Below are 21435 nucleotides of genomic sequence, written 5' to 3' on the forward strand. Positions count from 1 at the left end.
TTATCGATAATTTTCCAAGTTCGTTTCCGGCCCATCTTTCACAACAGCCTGTGCTTTACCGAAGCTTTCTATTAAGCATTTGTATTCATGGCAAACATGCTCTGAAAGAATTTCAGCAAATTGCGATCCTTCTGAGCGGTTCCATGTACGCATTAATTCTGCAACAATCGCAAAGGTATCGGTAGGCACTGCACCCGCTTGCGCGACACGTGCAATGGTAATATCTGTTGCCATTTTTGACCAGTTGCCGGACGCATCAACGACACAATAAACATTGTAGCCTTCTTTGACCGCACTGACTGCTGGAAATGCCATACAAACACTGGTTAATGTACCGGCGATAATCAGTGTTTTTCTACCCGTTTTTTTAACTTCATCAACGAATAAAGGATTATCCCAAGTATTAATCTGCCCTGTACGCGGGACATAAACCGCATGAGGCGCATATTTATGGACTTCTGGGATGAGTGGACCGTTTGGACCATCTGGAACAGAAGCTGTAGTGATTACTGGAATATTAAGTAGTGAGGCGACTTTTGATATCGCCGTCACATAATGGCGTAAGTCGTTTACCGGGACATCTCTGACGGTATTGAATAAACCGCTTTGATGGTCAATCAATAAAATAACGGCATCATCCGGATCGATCATTCCATTTGTTGAACTCATAATTACCTCATCTTAATTGATAGTTCGTTCTATTTTTCCAAAACGTCCGCTTTGAAAATCTGTTACCGCCTGCATAATTTCTTGCCGGCTGTTCATCACGAAGGGGCCTTGGCCAACAATGGGTTCATTGATTGGCTCCCCACTTAATAAAAGGAATTTTGTATCTTTTTCCGCAGTAATCACCAATTTAGTGTCAGATCTTTCCATTACTACTAATTCAGCGGAAATCACATTATGTGCTTCGCTTACCTTCAAAGATCCTTCTAAGACAAACAGTGCGCTGGTATGCCCTTCAGGAAGCTCAAAGACTATCTTCGCATTTGCCTTGGCTCGAATATCCCAGACGTTCATCGGAGTAAACGTCTTAGCCGGACCACGTAAGGCGTTATATTCTCCTGCTATTAAACGTAATGTCCCGACATCATTGGGTAAGGAAACTTCAGGAATATCGTTATTTAAGATGCCTTGATAGCCTGGGTGACTCATCTTATCCTTAGCCGGAAGGTTGACCCACAGTTGAACCATTTCAAAATCCCCCCCCGTAGCTGCAAATTCAGGGCTATGAAACTCTTCATGCAAAACGCCGGATGCGGCAGTCATCCACTGCACATCACCCGGACCAATACTGCCACCGCCACCTGAAGAATCCTGATGAGAAACGCCACCTTTATAAACAATAGTGACAGTTTCAAAACCACGATGTGGATGCTGACCAACGCCCAATTTTTTATTGGTGGCTGGGAAATTAGTCGGTCCGGCATAATCCATGAGTAAAAAAGGCGACATTTCTTCAGCTATATCGTTATAGGAAAAAATATTTCTGACTGGAAAGCCATCACCTACCCAGTGCTTACCATTACTACGTTTAATGAAAGCGACCTTTTTCATGTCATTTCTCCTCAAAAAATAATGGTGATAATCTAACCATTAATTTATTTTTAGAGTAGTATGTAAAAATTGAAATAACTTTCCATTGGATTGGATAATGGACTTTAATCAAATTGCCGTTTTCGTGAAGGTCGTGCAGGCGGGTAGCTTTAGTGCTGCGGCTCGGTTACTGAATATCCCGGTATCAACAGTGAGTAATCGCGTTGCTATGCTGGAAAAAAGGCTGGGGATGACTTTGTTGCAGAGAACTACTCGGCAGTTACATCTGACGGATGCAGGTAAGCAGTATTATACGCATGCTGCCGAAGGGTTAGCTCACATTTTCGATGCAGAATCTTCCATTTTTGAAGCGATTGGTGAACCTTGTGGTGTACTAAGAATTTCAGCACCTTTTGATATTGGTAATCCGCTGCTCTCAGCGATTATCGATGAAATGAATAAACGCTGGCCTGAGGTTAAATTAGAGTTTGTACTGATAAAAAGATATATGGACCTTATCGCAGAAGGTATTGACGTCGCAATTCGTACTGGTGATCTAGATGATTCAACGTTAATTGCAAAACGAGCAGGTTATGCGGAATGGCAAATTTTTGCGAGCCAGGAGTATGTGACTACACACCCGGAAATTACTACACCTCAAGATATTCGGCATCACTGCTGTCTGCAATTCACTCCAATGGGTAGAGATGCCTGGACATTACATAATGCCGATACAAGCCTGACTATTCTGATTGATAAATCTATCGTTGCCGATGATATCAGCCTGATTAAAACCATGACGATGGCGGGAAAAGGCATCGCTTTACTCCCCGACTATCAATGCAACATGGCCTACGATAGAGGAGGTTTAGTCCGCCTTCTTCCAGACTGGTATGCCAAAAAAGATCCCATTCATCTTATCTATCCAAGACACCGATACATGTCACCAAAACTTAGGGCTTTTATAGATATAGCCCATGAAATATTGAAAGTAACGCTTGAGCAGGGGACGACCCCAACTAATTGACGATGTTTGAAGTCTTACAAGGTCCAACGATTTTATCGTGTATCTACAGATAATAATATTAAATACATTATGGAATGCCGATACGCGATCAAAGCACTCACGAACCTTATCACGTCATAGCCCAGTCAATGACAACCATCGCACTTAAGTGGCTGCAACAGAATTATTGTCTTCCCCTGCACTGTGAAATATCCGACAAATAGCATCTTTTGAAAAATAACGCTTATGGGGATTATTAACGCGTAATAAGGCCATTCGATTTCGCAAAAATAAATAGTTGCAGCAAAAAGCCCCCAAAATGAGGCAAACGACTTGCAGAAAGCTAAGTAACCTTCTTGATGCATTAATTATGGCGATCATACCCCAGAAACGACAAAGCCCCGCATTTCTGCGAGGCCTTTTAAATAGTGGTGCCCGAACTCGGAATCGATGTGTTGTAATTACACATTGATTTTTATTGTTTATTTTTGATGTGATTAATTTTATACCCTTAATTGTACCCTCGGTCCGTATTTTCCGGGCGTAATACCTTGTATCGCTTCAAATCGTTGGAAGCCGTAGCCTGCGGCCATGGCGGAAATGAAATCCCCAGCGGTCATATTGCACCAGACCATCGACGATGATTTTCTTACCGAACATACAGGGGCTGTTGCTCTTGGAGTCCCAGCTTAGTGATTTGAAGACGTTAATGATCCCACGCTCAAAGACTTCTGCTTTGCTTTGATGCAACTGTTCAAAGGTACTGATAATATTGGCCTTACTTATGGCGGGTATGTCACCCCTCTCCAGACTGTTGTACCACTCGTCACATGCCTGAGCGTCCATCAGCGCGATCATGTCGGATTTCTTCATCAGATTACACCAGATACTACGACCGATATTGCGGGTGATGGCTTTCATGGAAGTTTCAGGCGCTTCTGTTAACCAGCTCCCATAACGGTGCCCCTTCCGCATGGCCCAGTCATTAGACGTACCGCCGCCAATGCTGATGGTTACCTGAGAGATCGTATCAAGTTGCTGGATCAGAGTATCAATGCATTCCAGTGCGTTATTACGTCCCGTGACGACACGCTCAATATTAGTGAAGCAAATTATGTCGGTGTAGCCGGTTAACACTTCGGGTTCGGTGAGGGGTCCTCAACAGGCTGCCAGAGCCGGGCCTCAGTCAGCCCCATTTTTCCGGTCTGGGCAAAAATGGCCTCCCGGGTACGATCCGGCAACGGCGCTTTTATTTTATCAATCCCTTTACTGTAGTGCGCATGCATAAACACTATTTCCCTTTCCGACCAGGGTCTATTTTTCCCTATTCCAAGGTCAAATTTGACCACTGCCGCCCTCATTGCACTGACGCTTCTGCCCAGTCTGGTGGCAATTTCTTCGGTGGCCGACCGGTGATTACGGTGTCACTATGTTTTACCCACCCCGCCAGTTCCTTTTGCATCACTCACGATGTTTTTCCTGCGCCAGCATATAGACCTGAGCCCGGAGGTGCTGCTCAGCCTGCTGAATCTGCTGCTGACGCTGCGGAGAGTTTTCAGGGAGCAGCTTCAACTGCCGAAGCTGTTCCTCCACCGGCACGGTCTGCCGGAAGCTTGTCAGCATGCCAAAGACCTGAGATTTAAGTTCACTGACGGTGATGTATTTTCCCTTCTGACCATCAAGTGCATTCAGTTTATTGGCAAGAGCCTGAAGCTGCGTCATACCTTCATGCCAGCCGTTCGTTTTATCGACAGGAAGTACTGAGATATTAATCTGCTGCTGCCACTGCTGTACTAGGGTCTTAGCCTGATCCGGCCACAATACCTGAACCTGTTCGATGAGTTTTCTGCTGTATGCAATATCCCAGTCAGGAGGCAACTTATCCAGTCGGGCAAGCTGATGCTGTGTCTGTGCGATAATGTCCTGCGGTAGCGAAGTCTGCTGACGCAACATCCCCAGTTGTTCAGACGTGAGAGGTGCAGGGAACGGAGCCAGTGAAGCAACAAGCTGAGTCTGTAGAGGGTCTGGACGGTGTAGAAAATGCCAGCTCCACGCAGAGACTATGCTTATCACCAGCATGGTACACATGCCGACAGTGAAGGATGTCCACTTTTTAACCGTAACAGGCATTGTCGACAGCACTTCCACATTCGACTGCGGTTCCGGTTGCGCAACGTAAACCCACTTCGCTGCACTCGCTGGCGTATCTTCATCCGGTCCACCAGCAAAGTCTCTCGTGGATGCTGTCGTATCATTCATCACGGTGGCAGGCAATACGATACCAGGCTGAATGCTCGACCCGGTAGTGGTTATGCCATCGCTATTTTCCAGCCGAACAGCACTGTTGTGCATCAGGGTACGCAACGTCTCAAGCTGACTCAGATGTTTAAGCTCCAGACGCTGCAGTACATCTCCCAGACCTGTAAGCAGTTGCTCCGCCCGGTACAACTGGCTGAGGTCGCTGTAATTCAGCGGGAGCGAGCGCATTCGTTGCTGCAGACGCTGACTCAGACTGCTGAGAATTTCCATGCGCGCATGGACTGGCTGAGGCCACAGTGCCCCCCACTGATGGCTTATCAGGGCCTCGAGTATCACCAGCCCTTCATTGAGCCCGAATAAACCGGCCAGCTGCGTACGCGCAAGCGTATACCAAGCTGCTGTTTGCAATTCCACACCGTTGTGCTCGAACAGTGAGAGACAGCGTTTTTCCGCATAACGCCAGTTCACATCCGGGCGAGCCGGATGCGTCAGCTTACTCAGCTCATCACGCAAGGCGGCATAATCCGGTAGCGAGCGCGGGTCACCGCCGGTTTTAATCTTACGTTGGGTAATGTCATTCATGACCAATTGTCCATTTTGACGTGTCCGGGAATAAGGATGATTAAGGCTTATGCGGCTTCGCTTTCTGCATATTCGAGGCTCTGCAGATACTGTAGCGCCACCGGGTCAGCAATATATTCAACCTGCCCATGATGACGCTCAACCTCATCGATAATTTTACTGAGTTCAACCCGGAAAAACTCCTTACGCAGGTTAATCCGGTAGCTTTCCAAAGGATCATGCAGTGTCTTTTCAAGCGCAGGTGCATCATCGCAGGAAATCATGGCGTGGACGTCAAAATCAAACGGCACGGCTGCCCCGCTCAGTTCTTTCACACGCTGCATAGGCCGCAGCCGTCGGGTCATACCGATTTTGAAGACGTTTTCACCGAAGGAACCGATATTCAAAATCACATACACGTGTCCCTGTTTCGTGAGCTGGGCCATTCGCAGTCGAAACTCTGCAATATCAGTCTGACTCTTACTGACAGATGAACCCGGAGCAGACTGTCTGATCTGCAATTTTTCGAGAAACTGTGATTTTACTGACATGGTTTTATCTGGCCTTACAGACGGGTTGCAGTGTCAAGATACTGCTGTTGCTTCAGATGTCTCAGCATCACTCGTCCCTCGGGCATAAACTCGGTGCCATAGCGTACGAGGCCAATGCCCTTCAACTCAGCATCAATGGCATAACGAAACTCGCCGGGGACGTTTTGCTCCAGCAGGACGACAGTAATTTTTTTCAGACGCGGTTCGTATTTGAGCAGAACAGCCGACAAGGTACCCATCAGCCCATGGGCGGTACCCGGCATACCCTGGAGAACTCTGGTCATATCCGGCAGTCCATAGTCCGGCAGATGCGCCAGCGTGCCGGCACGACAGTTGAGGATACGCTGCATATTGTCGAGTACGGACAAAATGACCTGGTTCTGCTCGCTGACTTGATGCAGGTCGAGGTCGCCGGTGAAGTTGCCATAAAGTGTTTCATACAGTGAAGGACGGGATGACTCACTCATCGTTAAGTGCCTTCAGGGTCAGGCGGTTGTTACCGGCCTCAATCACTCGGGCTTTATCCGGATCGAGGTCATCACGGCTCAGCACCACCCGCCAGGTGTTGTTCACCTGGTCCGGCAACATAAACATGCCAGCCACTGCGACATACTGCGCATTTTCATCCATCGGCATATCCACCATCACCGCCCCACCTGGCTGCAGGCGGATATCTTTCTCAGCTATCAAGTCTGCTTTAATGGCCTGGCTGTCCGCCTTGAACAGTGACGGGTAGTCTGTCGTGTCAAATGTTTTCCGGTCTTTGAGCTGATAAATACGCACCACCGTCGACAGTGGCACGCCGCCAGCATTGCTGTTCACGGCCTCGCGGGCCCGAATATCCAGATGCAGTTTTTTTATCTGCTTATAAAAAATCGATTTAGTCACAGCAATGGTGCCGTCTGTCACTTTTTGAGTAAGCCCGCAACCCGCCAGCATCAAGGTGATACCAGTTGCCAGCGCAGCCAGAGGAAATTTACCAGCGGTAATCGCCATCTTCATCGGTCTCCCTGCGGTGAATAGTTTCCTGTACCCGCTCATAGCGGCCCAGATTAATGGTGATTGTTTTTGGGTGTGATGCGGTCTTAGCTGTATTCAGCGGTCGCATCACGGCAGTGCGGCCCAGCTGCACTGCCCCGGCGTTGGGTTTACTGCTCATGGTAGCGTCAGGCAACAGACTTCTGTCGACACACAGCTGTAACCGCACATCGAGGCGGGAGCCAAGATAAACATGCAGCAGCGCCATCAGGTCCGTGTACAATTCGCCGCCGGGCAGCCAGCCCTGCACTTCTGCCGAGTCAGTGGTGGCCAGTCGCATCAGTATTTGGCTGCTCACGTCAGTAGCATAGTTGCCCATCACCGGGCGGTTTTTCAGGGTGACGGGCTGGCTGACGCTCATCGTCAGCGGCTTCTTCAGCGGCACACGGCGTTTATCGTGCTGCCAGATTTTCGCCTGCGTGTTGGGTGCTAGCAGACGCACCAGCGAGACCATACCTTCTGCGGTACGTCCGGGTAGCAACATGACCGGCAGCAGTGCCAAAAAGCGTGAGGTCGGGGTGGCAATGTTTTGTGCACAGCCGTCAATGCCGAGTCCCACTAGCCCCAGCAGGTACTGAGAGGTGTTGTCCTTGCCGCCGTCTTCAAATGTCGCTGGGTAGGAATATTTACGCCAGATACGGTAGTACTGGGCAATCAGCCGGTGATTGAAGATATCGAGGAAATCCGCGGTGGCCTCATACCCTTGCCGTCGCTGGGTAATGTCATCGATATAGTGCGTCGGCAGCGGGGACTCCACGCCGTAAAGCCCCATAAAGGTGATGCGTACCGTTGGCGGTAAATGCGAATGCTCGGACTGCTCAATCCCTTTGATTTCAGATGCCGGAAAGCCCATCCCCGGATGTGGCCGAAAACGTACCGGTTCATGACGTACCTGCCAAGTACTGCCCGTAACCGGTTTGTCCGGCTGGCTCTGCTCCAGCAACTGGCAGAAGCGGTAAAAGTTGATATATGGCAGCCGGTCTCCCAGTTGCGCTATCAGCCGGGCAGACGCGGACTGTGATTCTCTTTCCACCGGATGCATTTTCCTTCTGGCTGAACAATAAGGGTGAGCTGGTTAAACTGGTTCATATCAGCATACAGAGCAAAGAACCGGTTGAGCATTTCACCGAACAGGTGAATATCGCCCTCGCCAGTAAAGCCGTTGCTGTCGAGGGTCACTGCAATATCCAGCCCCCGTAGCAGGTAGCCCTGCTCAAAACGTTGCAGGCGGTGGTGCTCCACATACTGAATCGCCTCCAGACGCCGAGTATTCAGTTCATCTTCCTGCCAGTTATAGAGTGCCAGCGTCCCACGCAGTACTTCGGCAGTACTCATCATATTCAGAAACCCGGAGCCGAGGTGGCTCAGAACCCGCCAGTGGAAACGGTCTTCAGAAGGAGGATAAACTGGCAGCGTTGGTTTGCAGAGGTTGCGTACTGAAAGCGGTGTACCGACCACTTGCTCGCAGCGGTCAAGCAGTGTGCTCTGCAGTGCCCGGCGCGGCAGCTGGCCGTTGGTGCCGGTGATTTGCAGCGACACGGCTTCACGCTCAAACAGGCGGTCATCTTCCCACTGGTGCCCCCCAAGGATAAGCCAGGTGTCATACAGTCCGGTCACGCTGCGCTTCACGCGGGTGTGGTAGTAACGGGGGGGTGCATGACGGCGCATCATCCCGCCCTTGTGGCGAAAGCTGCTGAACGGCACGTATTCGGCATCACTGGTGCGGTTTGAGCCGGTGACAGAATCCACGGAATAAATCTCTGTGTGTCCGTCCTGCAATCGCTTAGGACGGAGCAGGTATTCGCTTTCAAGCCCAGTAATGGTGAGCGGGTCCGCTTCCAGGGTGAATAGGTTAATCACCGGCACACAGTGCAGACGAACCGCGTCATCAGTCACCGGCAGGTCTGATGGCCACGGCGTGCTGAACACGACTTCGATGTCGAAGTACTCTGCCCCGGCAGGCGGTGTAATACCGTCCAGGCCATTGAGGTGGACAAACATAAACTTGTCGCAGAAGGTGAAATACTCCAGAAGCAACTGGTAACCACTGAAGGCGGTATCGCCCTTCGGCCACAGCCCGTCTTCCTCCGCGAATCCCCCCGGCGAGAAGTACCCGTCAAGACGAATCCGATCGGTCTGCCCGGGCAGACGCATATACAGGACAGCTTGCCGTTTGGTCAGCATCAGGTGAAGCTGATTGCTGACGGGTGCGCTCCCCCCGAGATAGAGACTCAGGTGACAGAGGTCCGCATGGGACCAGTCCGCCTGCGTGCTGCAGGCAAACCGTAGCCGCAGCAACGAGCGCCCGTCAGGCTCAGTGGTCATGGTTACCCCAGAAATGTTCAGCGGGTTGAGCATCACATCCTGCGTGGTACGGTAGCGGCAGACCGTATTTTTCGGCCCCACCGGGCGGGAGTACACCTCCAGACCCGCGGGCATCAATTCCGCCATCTTCACAGCCTGAAGCGCGGGCATAAACGCCACCACCGAAAGTGAGGGAATGGTGCGCAAGTAGTGTGGCCAGAGCATGCTGACCAACCCTTCGGTCAGTTCCGGCAGGTCGTCGTCAATCTTTTCACGCAGCCGCCCCATTGAGAAGGCAAACCCTTCAAGCAGACGTTCAACATACGGATCGGGTGTGCCGGCCTTATCCAGGTCAAGCATTGCTGCACGATCGGGATGGATTTGCGCGAACTCTTTTGCGGCTTCACGGAGGTAGCGCATTTCCGCGTCGTAATAACGTAGAGTCAAATCTTCCATAATGCTCTCGCTTCAGAAGAATTCCCGACAATAACGGACAGGTTTGCAATTGCCATTTTCATTTTATTCACCATGATGTATTTCACGTGGGAAAGTAATTTCCAACTCACATGGTTTTTCTGTTGCAAACAGAACCGTCCTGCCTTGATTGTCGCTTATTCCCGTATAGCTATCATCTGGATGACATTTATTAGTAATTTTGTAAGTGATAAAAGGCTTTACCTTGCCATCACGAGTGGTCGTTGTAAAACCTTCAGAATAATCATAAAAATGCCACATTGGTTCGATTATATAGTCGTTTTCGGTAATACGTCCTGAAACGACAAATTCACCGGTATCACCATTACTATCCAGAACGCCTATCGCAACATCTTTTTTCTCCTTAACCAGTCTGGCACCTTGAGGTAGTTTTTTTATCTCGTGACCAGAGAAATCAATGCGATAATACTTAAGTTCACTCCATTCCTTATGGACATTTACAGAGGAAGTGCATCCCGATAAAAATAAGAGGGCAAAAACAAAATAAAAAAACCTCATAAATATACTCACCTTTTAATAATCGCTAATTGTTTTCTTCAAACTAAGGGATATAAAACGGTCTGCTCCTGATCACGAACCGCACAGCACTGAAGCTCTTGATGGATCAGCCGCAATCAGCCCAGCCAGCAACTGTTCCATCAGTGGATTCAGGCGGACCTTATCAGCCTCACTGCGACTGGCTTTCAGGCGCAGGAGTTTCAGATGGCGAGCCTGTACCTCGAACAACAGCTCAGGCTCCCAGTCACTGAGGGTCACCTCACGGGCACGCTCACCCAACTCGGCAAACAGATGCACCGCCAGGTCATTTTTACCGTACTGCTCAGCAATTCGGCCCATCAGTAGGCGCAACAGCCACTTCTGACGATCGGTAGTCATTCCCGGCCGGGTCTGTAACCAGCCCAGCGCGGCATCAGGGCCCTCACTGTCGGCCATCGCCACGGCCTCCGGCTCCAGCGACAGAATGTCGTCGTTACCAGCGGTGGCCGGGGCTGATGGCGTGTCTTTACCCCAACCACCGACGGTGTCCAGCACGCTCTGCTGGATCCAGTTCAACGTCACTTCGTCCGCAAACGGCGTGCCGTCACTGAACGCCAGCGTCTTCAGCCCGGACAGGCGCGACAGCAACCCTTTCAGATCAGCCGCGACAATGTCGGCCAGCGTCTCCTGTCCGGATTTCGTCAGCGCTTGGTGGATGTACCACTGTAAATCCAGCCACAGGTGATTGGCACCGCGGGAAAATGTGCTGTCGGCCGTTTCCAGTATTTCGGCCCAGTTCTGCTGCAGGTAGAGGCGTTTGAGTAACGCACGCTGATCTGCCCGTGGCGGTTCGATGCGAGTACGCCCCTGTGCATCAGAGGCCGGGATGGCTCGCAGGGTGTCGTGACGCAGGCTCTTCATCAGATGGTGTGCTGACAGCCAGCCGTCCGGCTGCTCGCGCAGGTATTCGGTAAGGGTGCGGGCCTGGGCCAGCAAATCCTGACCGGAGGTGATGCGCCCGATGGCAGGGGCATTGCTGTGACTGGCAGCCGAAGGGGTATCGCTGACACTGGCGTTCTGTGGTACCACCGCATCCACGCCCCCCGCTTTCTGCAGGCGACTTTCAAGCGCACCGTAAAGCGCATTGAGTTCCGGACGGGTTTCATCCGGCTCATTCTCAATAAGCTGTGATATCAGCAGCAATGCGCCGGTAGTTCGTATCGCCTCTTCTCTGACCACTTCCGGATACAGTGAAAGCGAGTCGGTCATGCGCGATCCTGCCAGCCATTCCAGCGCCGCCTTTCGGCTGCGGTCACGCTGCGGGTGCAACTGTGACCCAAAGCGCTCCAGCAGACCGGCCAGTAGTTCAAGTCCTTCGGCCAGCCCCTGCTCACCTTCCCGGTGCAGCTTCACCCAGCAGTAGTACGTCGCCACACGGATATCTTTGGCCGTCGTGGTCAGCAGCTTCTCAGCTAGCCGACAGATAAGATCTGTGTCTGCCCCGGAGAGTTTGTTGACCTCTTCACGCATCTGCTGGAAGTCATCGTCATAGCCCGGATCTTCGCCAACGGGCAAGGATCCTGATAGCGACTGCAGCCAGTTGTCCCACTGCGCCACGCGTTCACGGGTTGCTACCAGTAATGGTTCCTGTTCTGTCTGGCAGGCACTGAGTAAGGCATTGAGTGTGCTCATTAGTAGACCTCCTCGGCATCACTGTTCAAACCGGCGAGCTGGTCTGGCACTGCAACTCCGGTGGTGCTGAAGATGGTTTCCGGCAGACGGAAGTTACGCAGCTTCAGCAGCGCCAACGGGCCTTCGCCTGCTTCGGTTCGCAGGGTGTAATTAAGCGTGCGACCGTCCTGGGCTTTCCAGCTCAGGCTGTAGCTGCTGCTCACACCCGGATAGGCACTGACGGCGGCTTTATCCAGCAGGCGGACCAACCCCCAGCTACCCGGAATATCGGCGTACTGACGGGTCCCGGCCTGCGTGCTAACCCAGCTCAGGTTGGCCCCCGGGGCTTCAGTATCAGCAGGCCAGGTGAACCGCTTCCATACCGGCATCTGGTTTACATAGGTCAGTTTCTGGCTGTCGATAACCATATCGGTCTGCATCACACCCCCGGCGGTGCCCGGACGCAACTCGAAGTTCATGCCGGCATTGCCTTCGGTGAAGGCCACATCCGAGATATGACTCAGAGTATTGATAGCATTGAGGAACGCCGGGTTAAAGGTCAGCCCCTGCGAATTGATGCTGTCCGGCACCCAGTGGTTTCCCTCTTTGTGCAGCACGCCTTTAAGGCGGGTTTGCAGGAACTGGGCGATACGCCCGGAATCCGCGTTGAGGTATTTGGCGAGCAGCGGCAGGGAAACATCGCTGCTGGAGTTGTTAAAGGGATAACGGCCTCCGAAAGCACTGTTCCACTCAGCCACGACTGCCTGTTGCCACTGGGCATTGAGGCTCTCAGCCGCCGGGGTCAGTACCTGTTGCCAGGCCTGCTCCATTGGATTCACAAATACCGTGCGGCCAAATCCGCTCCACTCCTGCCCCAGACCGGCGGCAATCAGGCTGCCGTAGTCACGGGTTTCGGTGAGGTCTACCGCTTTGCCTTGGAATACAGTCTGGGCAATAGTCTGGGTCATCACCTGCGGGTCGGCAGCATTAGTCACCTGCTGAAGACGCAGGCGCACCTGTGTCACACGGGTCAGATAGGACTGCAGACTCAGCGCCTGCGCACCGGTGTTGCTTTTATCCATCAGCGCCAATATCGGACTAAAGGTTGCATCCAACGGACCGTGAATACCAGCACTCTGGTCAATGGCATCCCTATTGTCACCACCGAGCAGAATTTTCGCTGATTTCACCAGCGAGTCGGAAATCGCCTCCCCGGTCTGTCCGGTACGCCCTTGTACGTTCAGGGTATTCATCAGCGCCACCAGAGGAGACTGGCGCACATCGGCCATCAGGGTCAGTTGGTCAATGGAATCGGACAATGTCGTGGCCCGGTTCCAACGCAGGCTGTTGAGAAACGACAGCCAGGCACCACTGAAATCGGCGAAGTAACGCTCCGTCAGACGCTTTTTCAGCGCTTCTGGCGAGGTCTCATCCTGCGACTTCACCGGCTGCCTGCTGTCCGTGAGTACCCAGTCAAGCTCATCCCGGCGCGCCTTCACCACTTTATCAATGGCCGGCTGCACCGCCTGCTCCCAGGCCTGACGGATAAACATCCCCGGAACTATTTCGCTGGTACTGAACAGGCGGGCCGCATCGGTATCCCCGGTCATATCTTCCAGACGCATATCGGCATACTGGTGCGCCACCTGCGAGAGCATCTTCTGGTACAGGGTCGATTCACTGTTACGTACGCCCATCAGACGAACCAGCAGGGAGCGCGCCTGGCTGACCATGTTTTCATCAGCACGGAGCTTCCACTCAGGATGCGCAACCAGTTGAGCGCCATAAAAAGACAGCAGTGGTGGGGCTACGCCTTGCCAGACGCCATCTTTTACACCATCACGTTTTGGCCAGTCGTGCAGCAGCGCCGAACTGAACCATGCGGCGTCCATATGTTCCGGGCGGGCCAGCATCAGGTAGAGTTTGAGCTGGTCATAAGTGGTTTTTGCCATCTGCTCACGCAGCGGACTGCCCGGCGGCAGCGCGTTAAAGGTACCGACTTGTTTTTGCAGATGGTCTGCGACCGCATCCCGCAGCAGCGGCAGCGCGCTATCCTGGTAACGTGGCCAGAGGACTGCCAGAAGCGCGTTATTCTGACTCAGTCCGGCCTTCTGATACCACGGCACGCCATGCTCTGAACGGTATTGCAGACGGGCCAGCGTTTTCTGGAGTTCAGATAGTGCATGCAGATGCTGCTCTAGGGTTTGATTCTGTCGGGCGGCAAGTGCGGCCTGGGCATTCGCATCAGCAATCTGGCTCCGGTTGGTGACATACGCGATGCCCATCCACACAGTCCAGCCCACCATCGCCAGAGCAGCAACTAACACAACCACTTTACGCCATGGAATGCCCGGCTTGCACGGACGCAGTCCGGTAGGAAGCGTGCGGACAGACTCAGGCAAAATATCCCAGCGCTTATCCATGCCCCAGTGGTGCATCACGGCACGTTCGGCACCAGCAGAGGGCTGACTGAACACCACACCGGCCAGAGGCAGCGGGCGGTACGGGTTGAGCATTACCGACAACGGCGCGGTAACGCTCTCCGGTTCACGAATAAGCTGGTCGGCAAGCGTCAGCAGGAAGTTATGTTTCACTTCACAGCAGGTCTGCTGCAGGCCGTGTGAAGTCAGCTCGGGCGTCAGGGCGGAGAGCTGTTCTGCCAGAACTTCGCTACGACAACCGGCAGGCAACAGACAGCCGGTCGCCTGCGTGATGCGACTTTCTGACTTACCGGCACGTGGATGCAGGGACCAAACGTATAAAGGGAGCTTCCAGCCCAGCGCATCCATACGGGCGCTGATGGCATGAGACAGGGAATCCATGATGCTTTCAGACGGTACCGGCAACTGCTGCTCCAGCCCTAGTGCTGAGAGCTGGTCAAAGGCCGAAGTGACCCACACCAGTCCATCCACCGGACGGCGGCGCAGTTTGCGCAGCGCGGTCAGCCAGGCACTGTCTGCTGGCGTATTGAGGTCACCGCCCCACAGCAACAGCGTGCCGCGATCTTCCTGCCAGAGATGAGCCGTAAGACCTGGAGTGAGTTGTTCTACTTCAGTGGCAGTACCGGTTATCAACAGGATGCGTGTTTTACGTCCCCAGCACCGACCGTAGAGGTTACGCATGGCGTCACGGATAGTATCAACGGTGACATTGCGAGGCGGAGTCCGGGCAACTCTTGATTCATCAGCAGGCAACGCATTGTTCTTCTGTTCCCGCCAGCGATGATACCTTTCCTTCATAAACCGGAACATGAACGACGTATAGAAAACAATCAGCAGGACTATCCATACGGCAATGAATGCAAGCACTTGCATCGGTCGGGTATCAAGGCCATGCGAGGGGCCGAAATGAAGGATCATGGCCATTATAATCGCTGAGATGCAGGCTATTATGCCGGCAAGCCCCCCTCTGCTCCATGGACTACCCGGCATCATTATTTTTACTCCCTGAGGTAACAGTACTGACAAAACGATCATTACCTGAGGTAAACAATCCTAAAATAGGTTTGTTGCTGACGGACACGATATCGGCCAGTAATGAGGCTAGAAGCCACGCACTCCCGGCCCCTGGAATTCCGTTATATTTTTCCAGTACATCTATTTCCTGGGGCACCCACAGTGTCAGATGTGATTGAGACGCGGTCATTAGATCAGCAAACCCGTCATTCCAGTGCCCACAGTCACAAAATACGTTTGATGTCTGACAGGCGATTGTTTGTGTTTCGAGGAACAAACCTATATCAGCCCTGAAATTTTTCATGTCCAGCGGCATCGGTCGCAATATGCGAGCAGAGTGAGAAAGCTGGTATTTTTCAGCAACATCATCGCTGGTAAGTAGCAGCGCCGAGAGTGCATCGGAATACTGTTCAGCCCCCTGGTGCTGCAATATCAGGATTAAATCAATGTCGAAAACGGGATTTTTAAGGCGCTCTTCGACCCAGGCAAAAGAAAGGGTTTCACAACATGAGACCGAGCCTGTCAGCGCACGCCCAGGATAAATTTTCCCCCATGATTTGCGGAAATGAGTCTCGAAGTCAGACGAAATCATGTCGCTTACAATGGTGATGTTGAACGGCACTGTCGCAGGCAACATCGCAATCGCGTTTTGTACACCGGCCAGCCCCAGTTCAAGCAAGGAGGTGGAATTCACCGATTGCGTATCAAAATGGCTGGTCAGTGAAAGAAATTGCGGCGCATCTGCAGCAGTTGATTTAGCAATGGTCTCAGAGGTTACTCCGGAAGGTAGCAATATGCTGCTTCCCAGCACGGCCAGATAGCGTCCAGCCCAGGCCTCCCACTGTTGCTGTCCATACTCCGCTTCCTTCTGCAAAAACTGATATTCATTGACTGTTCTGCCCCACAGCCATCCCCGCAAACAAAACAGGAAAAACCAGCCAAGAAACGGGCTGGATGCCAGCCACCAGATATTGAATACAGCCAGTGCCCTAACCATGCCTGACGCATGCAGGATAAACAGAAAAGTACCCACAACCGCGGCACCCCCTCCTGCCAACAGCCATCCCGTAAAAGATGGCTCAGGAGGTAACTCCATCGTTATTCCTTTCGTCCTTTCCCAGCCCATTGATTATCCTACTGTGCTGTTCTGAGCACTTGAAATTACAGTACAACCGCACTGACATTTGCAGCCATCGACGACGACAGCCCGACCGTCAAAGGTACGATGCGGTGATCCTTCCACGATAGGATTAGTTCCATGCCCATCTACCGGACAACTTACCCTATCACCCACTAATGCGGCCTTTTTCCCATCAACAGTAATATTGGAAGAGGCGGAGATCACTTTTCCGCCGTGTGAGGTTTTGTCACCAAGCAAAACTGAGCCTTTTGTCATTTTTAATCCTAGAAAAATAAATAAAATTATTTAATGTCCATTTTGTCTACCTTATTAAAATAGGAAAAGCGTTCTTTCAGGAGTAACACTTCCATCTGGATAAATAACCTTTAGATATTCACCTTTTATTTTCTTTTATAAACCAACGAACCTTATTATTTTCACTTCATCTATCTTATGGGAAATTTCATCGAACTAATCTCAACAACTTGCAATGATAGAAACTCTCTCTTACCAAATAGCGATAAGCTATTCTACACTCCTCCCATTTTCTTCTTTCTTATGTAAGGGTAATATTTAGGAGATATATCTACATCTCCTGCGATAAAGGTAAATTGTCCATTACGAGAAACATTATTATCAAAGGCGAGGGCCACACCTACTGCCATACCAGGAACAAGATCTTTGCCAAGAAGTATCGCGTCTATATACTCGATACCTAAATTTTGCTTTCCAAATATCTTTGTTCTCTTGCTGCATGGGGTTCCCAATAATGTTATAGCTGGGCTCGATGATCACCGAACCATCAAAGCCGATAATTCTCTTTTTCTTGCATTCATACGAGATATATCTGACTCACAGCGGGAAGGGTTTTGTATACTGAGATGGATTTCTCACTTCAATATTGACCCATTTTGTATCCGCAGGCGGGGATGATTTTTTGTTAACAGTTCTACTTATGCTGTACCCTGATGATAATAATACCAATGGAAGCAGAATAATTTTTTATTGATTAGACATGTTCCATCACCTATTCTCTTTATCGGATAAAAATAAAAAAATAATATTACCGCACGGTGGTTAAAAAAACGCCCTTCCCAAGCTCAAGTTAAAAAAAATTTTATACAACTTTCTATTTCACGCCCATTTTATCGACTTTATCGAAATCAGGGAAAAGCGTTTTTTCCGGAGCAATACTCCCATCCGGATAAATTATTTTTGGATATTTTCCTTTTACTTTTTTTTCTAATCCGACAAATCTTGTTATTTTCCCTTCATCTATTTCAGGGGAAAACCTCACGAAACGAATATCACCAACACGTAATAACAGGAAATCTTTCTTACCAAATAGAGATAAGCTATTCTCTACCCCCCCCATTTTCTTTTCTCTTATGTAAGGATAATATTTAGGCGATAAATCTATATCTCCCGTGACAAAGGTAAATTGCCCATTCCGCGAAGCATCATTATCAAAAGCAAGCGATACCCCTACTTCCGTACCAGGCACAAGATCCTTACCAAGATGAGTGGCATCACTATATTGAATGCCAAGTGTTACGGCGCTAAGCGCCCATTTGCAGGAGCCACCGCCGGTTACAGCCACTTTCCCTTTCCAGATATCCCCGTTCTCTTGCTGCATGGGGATACTAATAGCGTTATAGCTGGGCTCGGTGATCACTGAGCCATCAAAGCCGCTAATTCTCTTTTTCTTGCATTCATACGAGATGTATCTGACTTCTAGCGGGAAAGGTTTTGTATACTGAGATGGATTTCTCACTTCAATATTGACCCACTTTGTATCCGTTGGTGGAGATAACGTCTTGTTAACGACTTGACTAATACTGCATCCTGCAGAGAAAAACAACACTAGGGAAAGCAGAATAATTTTTGATTGATTAGACATTTTCCATTACCTCCTCTCCATATTGAGCAAACCGTAAAAGCGTATCGTTGCCTGACGACATGGATAACGTTGAGGCAAGAGAAATACCAAGCAGCCCGTCTATAATCAGAAAGATGCTATTTCTTACCAATTCCTTCTCAGGAATGTCATTTTTATTTTCTTCCATCTGCTCCCTGAATGAATCAACATTATACCTGTGCTCGGTAAATGTGCGTTTTTCCACTATTCCAGCTTTATCAATCAGCTCTAATAACTTGTTATACATATAGGGCATATAGGATGTCATAAAGTGTTCAAAAATATTTATATTAACCCCCCTGTCTGGGTTGCTGCCTTCAGGGAAGAAATCTTTTAAATCCGATTGCGTCAATGATGCTTTAAATTCTTTCTGTTTCTTCCCGGCCTGTTGCATCTCTTGTTCCGCCAGAGCGGGCACCAGATAAAGCTTAGCCTTTAGTGGAAGTCGATTTCTGATGGTAATACACCCCGCCGGAGTGGGGAGATCCCTCTTACACTCATGCCATTCCCGGCTCTGGGTGACCGTTAGAAAAGCCACAGTATTGCCGTGGTGCCAGAAGCAGTCTCCCCAAGTAACCATCTGGTAAGCAAGAAGCTCACCCACTGACCAAAAAAAGCCCAGTGTTCCGCCAAACCATCCCCATAATTTATATAACTCGTTATCAAGGTTGGCTTCTGCCGGTAGGGCTGGAATAGGATCATTATCATTGACATGGCGGAAATGAGTAATCCCCGACAATTGAACCATGGCATCGCGGGTAAAGGTTCGCGGCATTCCATAGGTGTATAAAAGAGGATCATCGATTTTTAAATTTACGGACTGAATCAATGCCAAGGTGCCGCCAAGACTATGACCGCAGATAAATATATCTAATCGTTCAGCCAGGTCTTTGAGTATTTTTACTTCCTTGGAGAATAATCGCTCAACCCGGCTATATCCACTCCAAAACCCAGTATGTACTTTCCCAGCAGGTAGTAACCGAGTGCATTGCGTTTTATCTATATCGCATAATTCTGAATTTACAGGTCTGAACGCAAGATCCGTTCCTACATCAAACACACTGGCAGTTCCGCGCCAGGCAACAATCACCTTATCCGCGTTATAAACATAATAAAGCTGCGTATCACCGTCCGCCTTTGTTGCAGCAATATCGCCCTCTGCCTGTGCTGTTGCCTGTGAATTATTCTTGGCTACCTTAGGCGAAGTATCTATAAATACCGGGGGATAATATCGTTCACTAAAGGGAACATCCTGTACCAGCGTATTCCATGCAGAGCCGTCTTTACAAAGCTGGGGTAAGCGAGAAAGATCCTGACACTGATTAATAAAAAAGCGTCTAATTGACACGGTGTCCAGAGCACTGTCATCTGCATAAGCAAGTGTTGCTGCTGCCCCTAGGTTAATCCCATTCGCAATGGAATAGTCCTTTTGATGATACAGAACAAGCTCCCAGGCTCTGAACGGGCATATTTCAATCATATGGCGTTTTTCAAGCTCATTTGTTCTGACCTTAACACCCTGGAATGAACTGCTGTTCGGAAAATGGAATAAAGGTAGCTCTTCCCCTTCTCTTAATTGCAAATCAGGTTTCTGATGGCATAGTTCGCCCAATACCGCATAGTGCCAGATATAACCCTTATCTTCTGCACCGGGGCGAACAACAGAATCATTTTCCGCATCCCTGCTAACACGCAAGGCACGTTTTTCCATTTCCGTAGCCAGCTGATTGCTATCTAACGTCAACCTCAGTTCCAGCCCATGCGGCATATCGACTCTGATTAGTCCGTCAGCATCGCTCTGACCAGAATAAGTGAATCCCTCCACTAGCCCGGAGACAGGATGAGCGCTTTCCACAGTCCATGGCATATTCGCCACGGGATCGCCCTGCTCATCAACCAGTTGAAATTCAACCCAGTAGGGCATCTGCTCTTCGCATGGAGCATGGGGATTTTTACGGCAGAGTGAGGATACAGCTGTAGTCATGTTATTCGCCCTCCTGGCTATCAGTAATATTTCGCGGATATTCGATTTTTAACTGCGATGGCATAGACGTAAATATTGGAGATGTTTCTCCATTTGCACCAGAAATGCCCTCATAAACGTCCCCTTCAGCCGTCGTAATTTTATATGTGGTGAAAGGCTTGACTGCTCCGTTGGCTGAGGACGTTGTGGTAAACCCTTCGCTGTACCCTTTCGGGAAAGTCTCTGGTGGGGTATCTAAGCTGGCAGGGCCTGTCTGATTAACATTGGCCGCTTTCAGCAAAATATTTCCCGAACATCCCAGCTCAATATTCCCACCGCTAAGCTTTATATAAGCACCACCGCAACTTAAAATCAGTTGCTTACTGGCATTTACCTTCACGCTCCCCTGACCACTGACGACAGTGATGTCCTGTAATGCTGAGACATTCATGGCGTCCGCTTGTGCCTGAATATCAACTTTCCCTGCCCCGGCATACATTTTCATTCCTGCAGCCTGAGCAAACAAACTTACCGCCTCGCTTGCCGCTACAGTGAACGACTGCCCAGTGCTGATATCGGTGTTTTTACCTGACATCATGCCAATACTTGCCCCGCCTGAAGCAAGCCGGACAGCCTCAGGACTCAGAATGCCTATTCCAGCGGGAGCACTGGCCAGCAATCCTGGCATTTTTAGATATTTCAGTGAGCTATTTAGCCTCTTTTGGCTGTCGATGTCAGATACCGTTGCCTGCGCCCCCTTTACTGCTGCCTGGAGGCTTCTTGCCAGCGTGAGTGCCTGCTCCAGTTGTTCTACAGCCCTGTCCATTTCAAGCATTTTACTGCCGACGTCAGGCTGAGCATCTGCAGTGAGTAGAATCCCCTTACCACCACGAACGCTGACCCAGTCGTTAGTGCGCAGCTCCGCCCCCTCGCCACGAAGAGCCCTAGAAGCATCGACGTTGTGCCCTAAATTAAGTTGGGTCTTACTACCGTACTCTGTACTGAGCTTGACGTGCTCTTCTCCGCGCTTGTCCTCCATCCGCAGCTTGTTCAGGCCAGCTGTGCGGATAACGTTACGCGT

16 protein-coding genes and 2 pseudogenes are annotated in these 21435 nt (G+C 50.4%); 1 reads left to right on the plus strand and 17 read right to left on the minus strand.

Annotated features, from left to right (window positions below):
* On the minus strand, positions 1–669 hold the full coding sequence (locus tag HGT73_RS11150) for an isochorismatase family protein (protein ID WP_214214952.1): 669 nt from the start codon (positions 667–669) through the stop codon (positions 1–3).
* A gap of 12 nt (positions 670–681) precedes the next feature.
* On the minus strand, positions 682–1557 hold the full coding sequence (locus HGT73_RS11155) for a pirin family protein (protein ID WP_214214955.1): 876 nt from the start codon (positions 1555–1557) through the stop codon (positions 682–684).
* Between the two features lie 97 nt (positions 1558–1654).
* Between HGT73_RS11155 and HGT73_RS11160 the strand changes: the two genes are divergently transcribed.
* Entirely contained in the window at positions 1655–2563 is a 909-nt protein-coding gene (locus tag HGT73_RS11160) for a LysR family transcriptional regulator (RefSeq protein ID WP_214214957.1), read from the plus strand.
* Between the two features lie 567 nt (positions 2564–3130).
* Here the strand turns inward: HGT73_RS11160 and HGT73_RS11165 are convergent.
* The 15 genes and pseudogenes from HGT73_RS11165 to HGT73_RS11235 all read right to left on the minus strand — a co-directional run.
* Positions 3131–3679: pseudogene (locus tag HGT73_RS11165) on the minus strand (DUF4942 domain-containing protein); the annotation flags it as partial.
* Between the two features lie 324 nt (positions 3680–4003).
* Positions 4004–5383, minus strand: a complete 1380-nt coding sequence (locus HGT73_RS11170; protein ID WP_214214969.1) for a VasL domain-containing protein — start codon at positions 5381–5383, stop codon at positions 4004–4006.
* A 47-nt stretch (positions 5384–5430) separates the two neighbouring features.
* A pseudogene (locus HGT73_RS11175) lies at positions 5431–5808 on the minus strand (GIY-YIG nuclease family protein); the annotation flags it as partial.
* Positions 5809–5927: 119 nt separating this feature from the next.
* On the minus strand, positions 5928–6380 hold the full coding sequence (tssE, locus tag HGT73_RS11180; protein ID WP_214214971.1) for a type VI secretion system baseplate subunit TssE: 453 nt from the start codon (positions 6378–6380) through the stop codon (positions 5928–5930).
* The gene (gene tssJ, locus HGT73_RS11185; protein ID WP_214215027.1) at positions 6373–6909 is read right to left on the minus strand and encodes a type VI secretion system lipoprotein TssJ; all 537 of its coding nucleotides are present in this window, start codon (positions 6907–6909) and stop codon (positions 6373–6375) included. The genes tssE and tssJ overlap by 8 nt, the downstream gene beginning before the upstream one ends.
* A complete protein-coding gene (tssG, locus tag HGT73_RS11190) occupies positions 6890–7993 on the minus strand; it encodes a type VI secretion system baseplate subunit TssG (protein ID WP_214214973.1) in 1104 nt (367 codons plus the stop codon). Before tssG ends, tssJ begins: the two co-directional genes overlap by 20 nt.
* Positions 7948–9711, minus strand: a complete 1764-nt coding sequence (tssF, locus tag HGT73_RS11195; protein WP_214214976.1) for a type VI secretion system baseplate subunit TssF — start codon at positions 9709–9711, stop codon at positions 7948–7950. The genes tssG and tssF overlap by 46 nt, the downstream gene beginning before the upstream one ends.
* 63 nt (positions 9712–9774) lie before the next feature.
* On the minus strand, positions 9775–10248 hold the full coding sequence (locus HGT73_RS11200) for a hypothetical protein (RefSeq protein WP_214214979.1): 474 nt from the start codon (positions 10246–10248) through the stop codon (positions 9775–9777).
* A gap of 72 nt (positions 10249–10320) precedes the next feature.
* On the minus strand, positions 10321–11919 hold the full coding sequence (gene tssA / locus HGT73_RS11205; protein ID WP_214214990.1) for a type VI secretion system protein TssA: 1599 nt from the start codon (positions 11917–11919) through the stop codon (positions 10321–10323).
* Positions 11919–15332 carry an ImcF-related family protein gene (locus HGT73_RS11210; RefSeq protein ID WP_214214992.1) on the minus strand — a complete coding sequence of 1138 codons (3414 nt, stop codon included), beginning with the start codon at positions 15330–15332 and terminating at the stop codon, positions 11919–11921. The genes tssA and HGT73_RS11210 overlap by 1 nt, the downstream gene beginning before the upstream one ends.
* Positions 15319–16449, minus strand: coding sequence for a hypothetical protein (locus tag HGT73_RS11215; RefSeq protein WP_244968542.1), 1131 nt, complete (start codon positions 16447–16449; stop codon positions 15319–15321). Before HGT73_RS11215 ends, HGT73_RS11210 begins: the two co-directional genes overlap by 14 nt.
* Positions 16450–16482: 33 nt before the next feature.
* Positions 16483–16749 (minus strand): PAAR domain-containing protein, encoded by a 267-nt coding sequence (locus HGT73_RS11220; protein WP_214214996.1) that lies wholly within the window; start codon positions 16747–16749, stop codon positions 16483–16485.
* Positions 16750–17602: 853 nt separating this feature from the next.
* Positions 17603–18373, minus strand: a complete 771-nt coding sequence (locus HGT73_RS11225) for a hypothetical protein (RefSeq protein ID WP_214214998.1) — start codon at positions 18371–18373, stop codon at positions 17603–17605.
* Positions 18366–20375, minus strand: coding sequence for a lipase family protein (locus tag HGT73_RS11230; RefSeq protein WP_214215001.1), 2010 nt, complete (start codon positions 20373–20375; stop codon positions 18366–18368). The genes HGT73_RS11225 and HGT73_RS11230 overlap by 8 nt, the downstream gene beginning before the upstream one ends.
* A gap of 1 nt (position 20376) precedes the next feature.
* On the minus strand, positions 20377–21435 hold a 1059-nt coding region (locus tag HGT73_RS11235; RefSeq protein WP_214215004.1), incomplete at its 5' end, for a DUF2345 domain-containing protein.

The sequence above is a fragment of the Rosenbergiella australiborealis genome, assembly GCF_018494035.1.
Taxonomy (GTDB): Bacteria; Pseudomonadota; Gammaproteobacteria; order Enterobacterales; family Enterobacteriaceae; genus Rosenbergiella; species Rosenbergiella australiborealis.

Coding starts and splice junctions, on each gene's coding strand:
- HGT73_RS11215 (WP_244968542.1), bottom strand. CDS start 16,449: ATGGAGTTACCTCCTGAGCCATCTTTTACGGGATGGCTGTTGGCAGGA.
- tssJ (WP_214215027.1), bottom strand. CDS start 6,909: ATGGCGATTACCGCTGGTAAATTTCCTCTGGCTGCGCTGGCAACTGGT.
- HGT73_RS11220 (WP_214214996.1), bottom strand. CDS start 16,749: ATGACAAAAGGCTCAGTTTTGCTTGGTGACAAAACCTCACACGGCGGA.
- HGT73_RS11225 (WP_214214998.1), bottom strand. CDS start 18,373: ATGTCTAATCAATCAAAAATTATTCTGCTTTCCCTAGTGTTGTTTTTC.
- tssA (WP_214214990.1), bottom strand. CDS start 11,919: ATGAGCACACTCAATGCCTTACTCAGTGCCTGCCAGACAGAACAGGAA.
- tssF (WP_214214976.1), bottom strand. CDS start 9,711: ATGGAAGATTTGACTCTACGTTATTACGACGCGGAAATGCGCTACCTC.
- HGT73_RS11150 (WP_214214952.1), bottom strand. CDS start 669: ATGAGTTCAACAAATGGAATGATCGATCCGGATGATGCCGTTATTTTA.
- HGT73_RS11155 (WP_214214955.1), bottom strand. CDS start 1,557: ATGAAAAAGGTCGCTTTCATTAAACGTAGTAATGGTAAGCACTGGGTA.
- HGT73_RS11200 (WP_214214979.1), bottom strand. CDS start 10,248: ATGAGGTTTTTTTATTTTGTTTTTGCCCTCTTATTTTTATCGGGATGC.
- HGT73_RS11210 (WP_214214992.1), bottom strand. CDS start 15,332: ATGATGCCGGGTAGTCCATGGAGCAGAGGGGGGCTTGCCGGCATAATA.
- HGT73_RS11170 (WP_214214969.1), bottom strand. CDS start 5,383: ATGAATGACATTACCCAACGTAAGATTAAAACCGGCGGTGACCCGCGC.
- HGT73_RS11230 (WP_214215001.1), bottom strand. CDS start 20,375: ATGACTACAGCTGTATCCTCACTCTGCCGTAAAAATCCCCATGCTCCA.
- HGT73_RS11160 (WP_214214957.1), top strand. CDS start 1,655: ATGGACTTTAATCAAATTGCCGTTTTCGTGAAGGTCGTGCAGGCGGGT.
- tssG (WP_214214973.1), bottom strand. CDS start 7,993: ATGCATCCGGTGGAAAGAGAATCACAGTCCGCGTCTGCCCGGCTGATA.
- tssE (WP_214214971.1), bottom strand. CDS start 6,380: ATGAGTGAGTCATCCCGTCCTTCACTGTATGAAACACTTTATGGCAAC.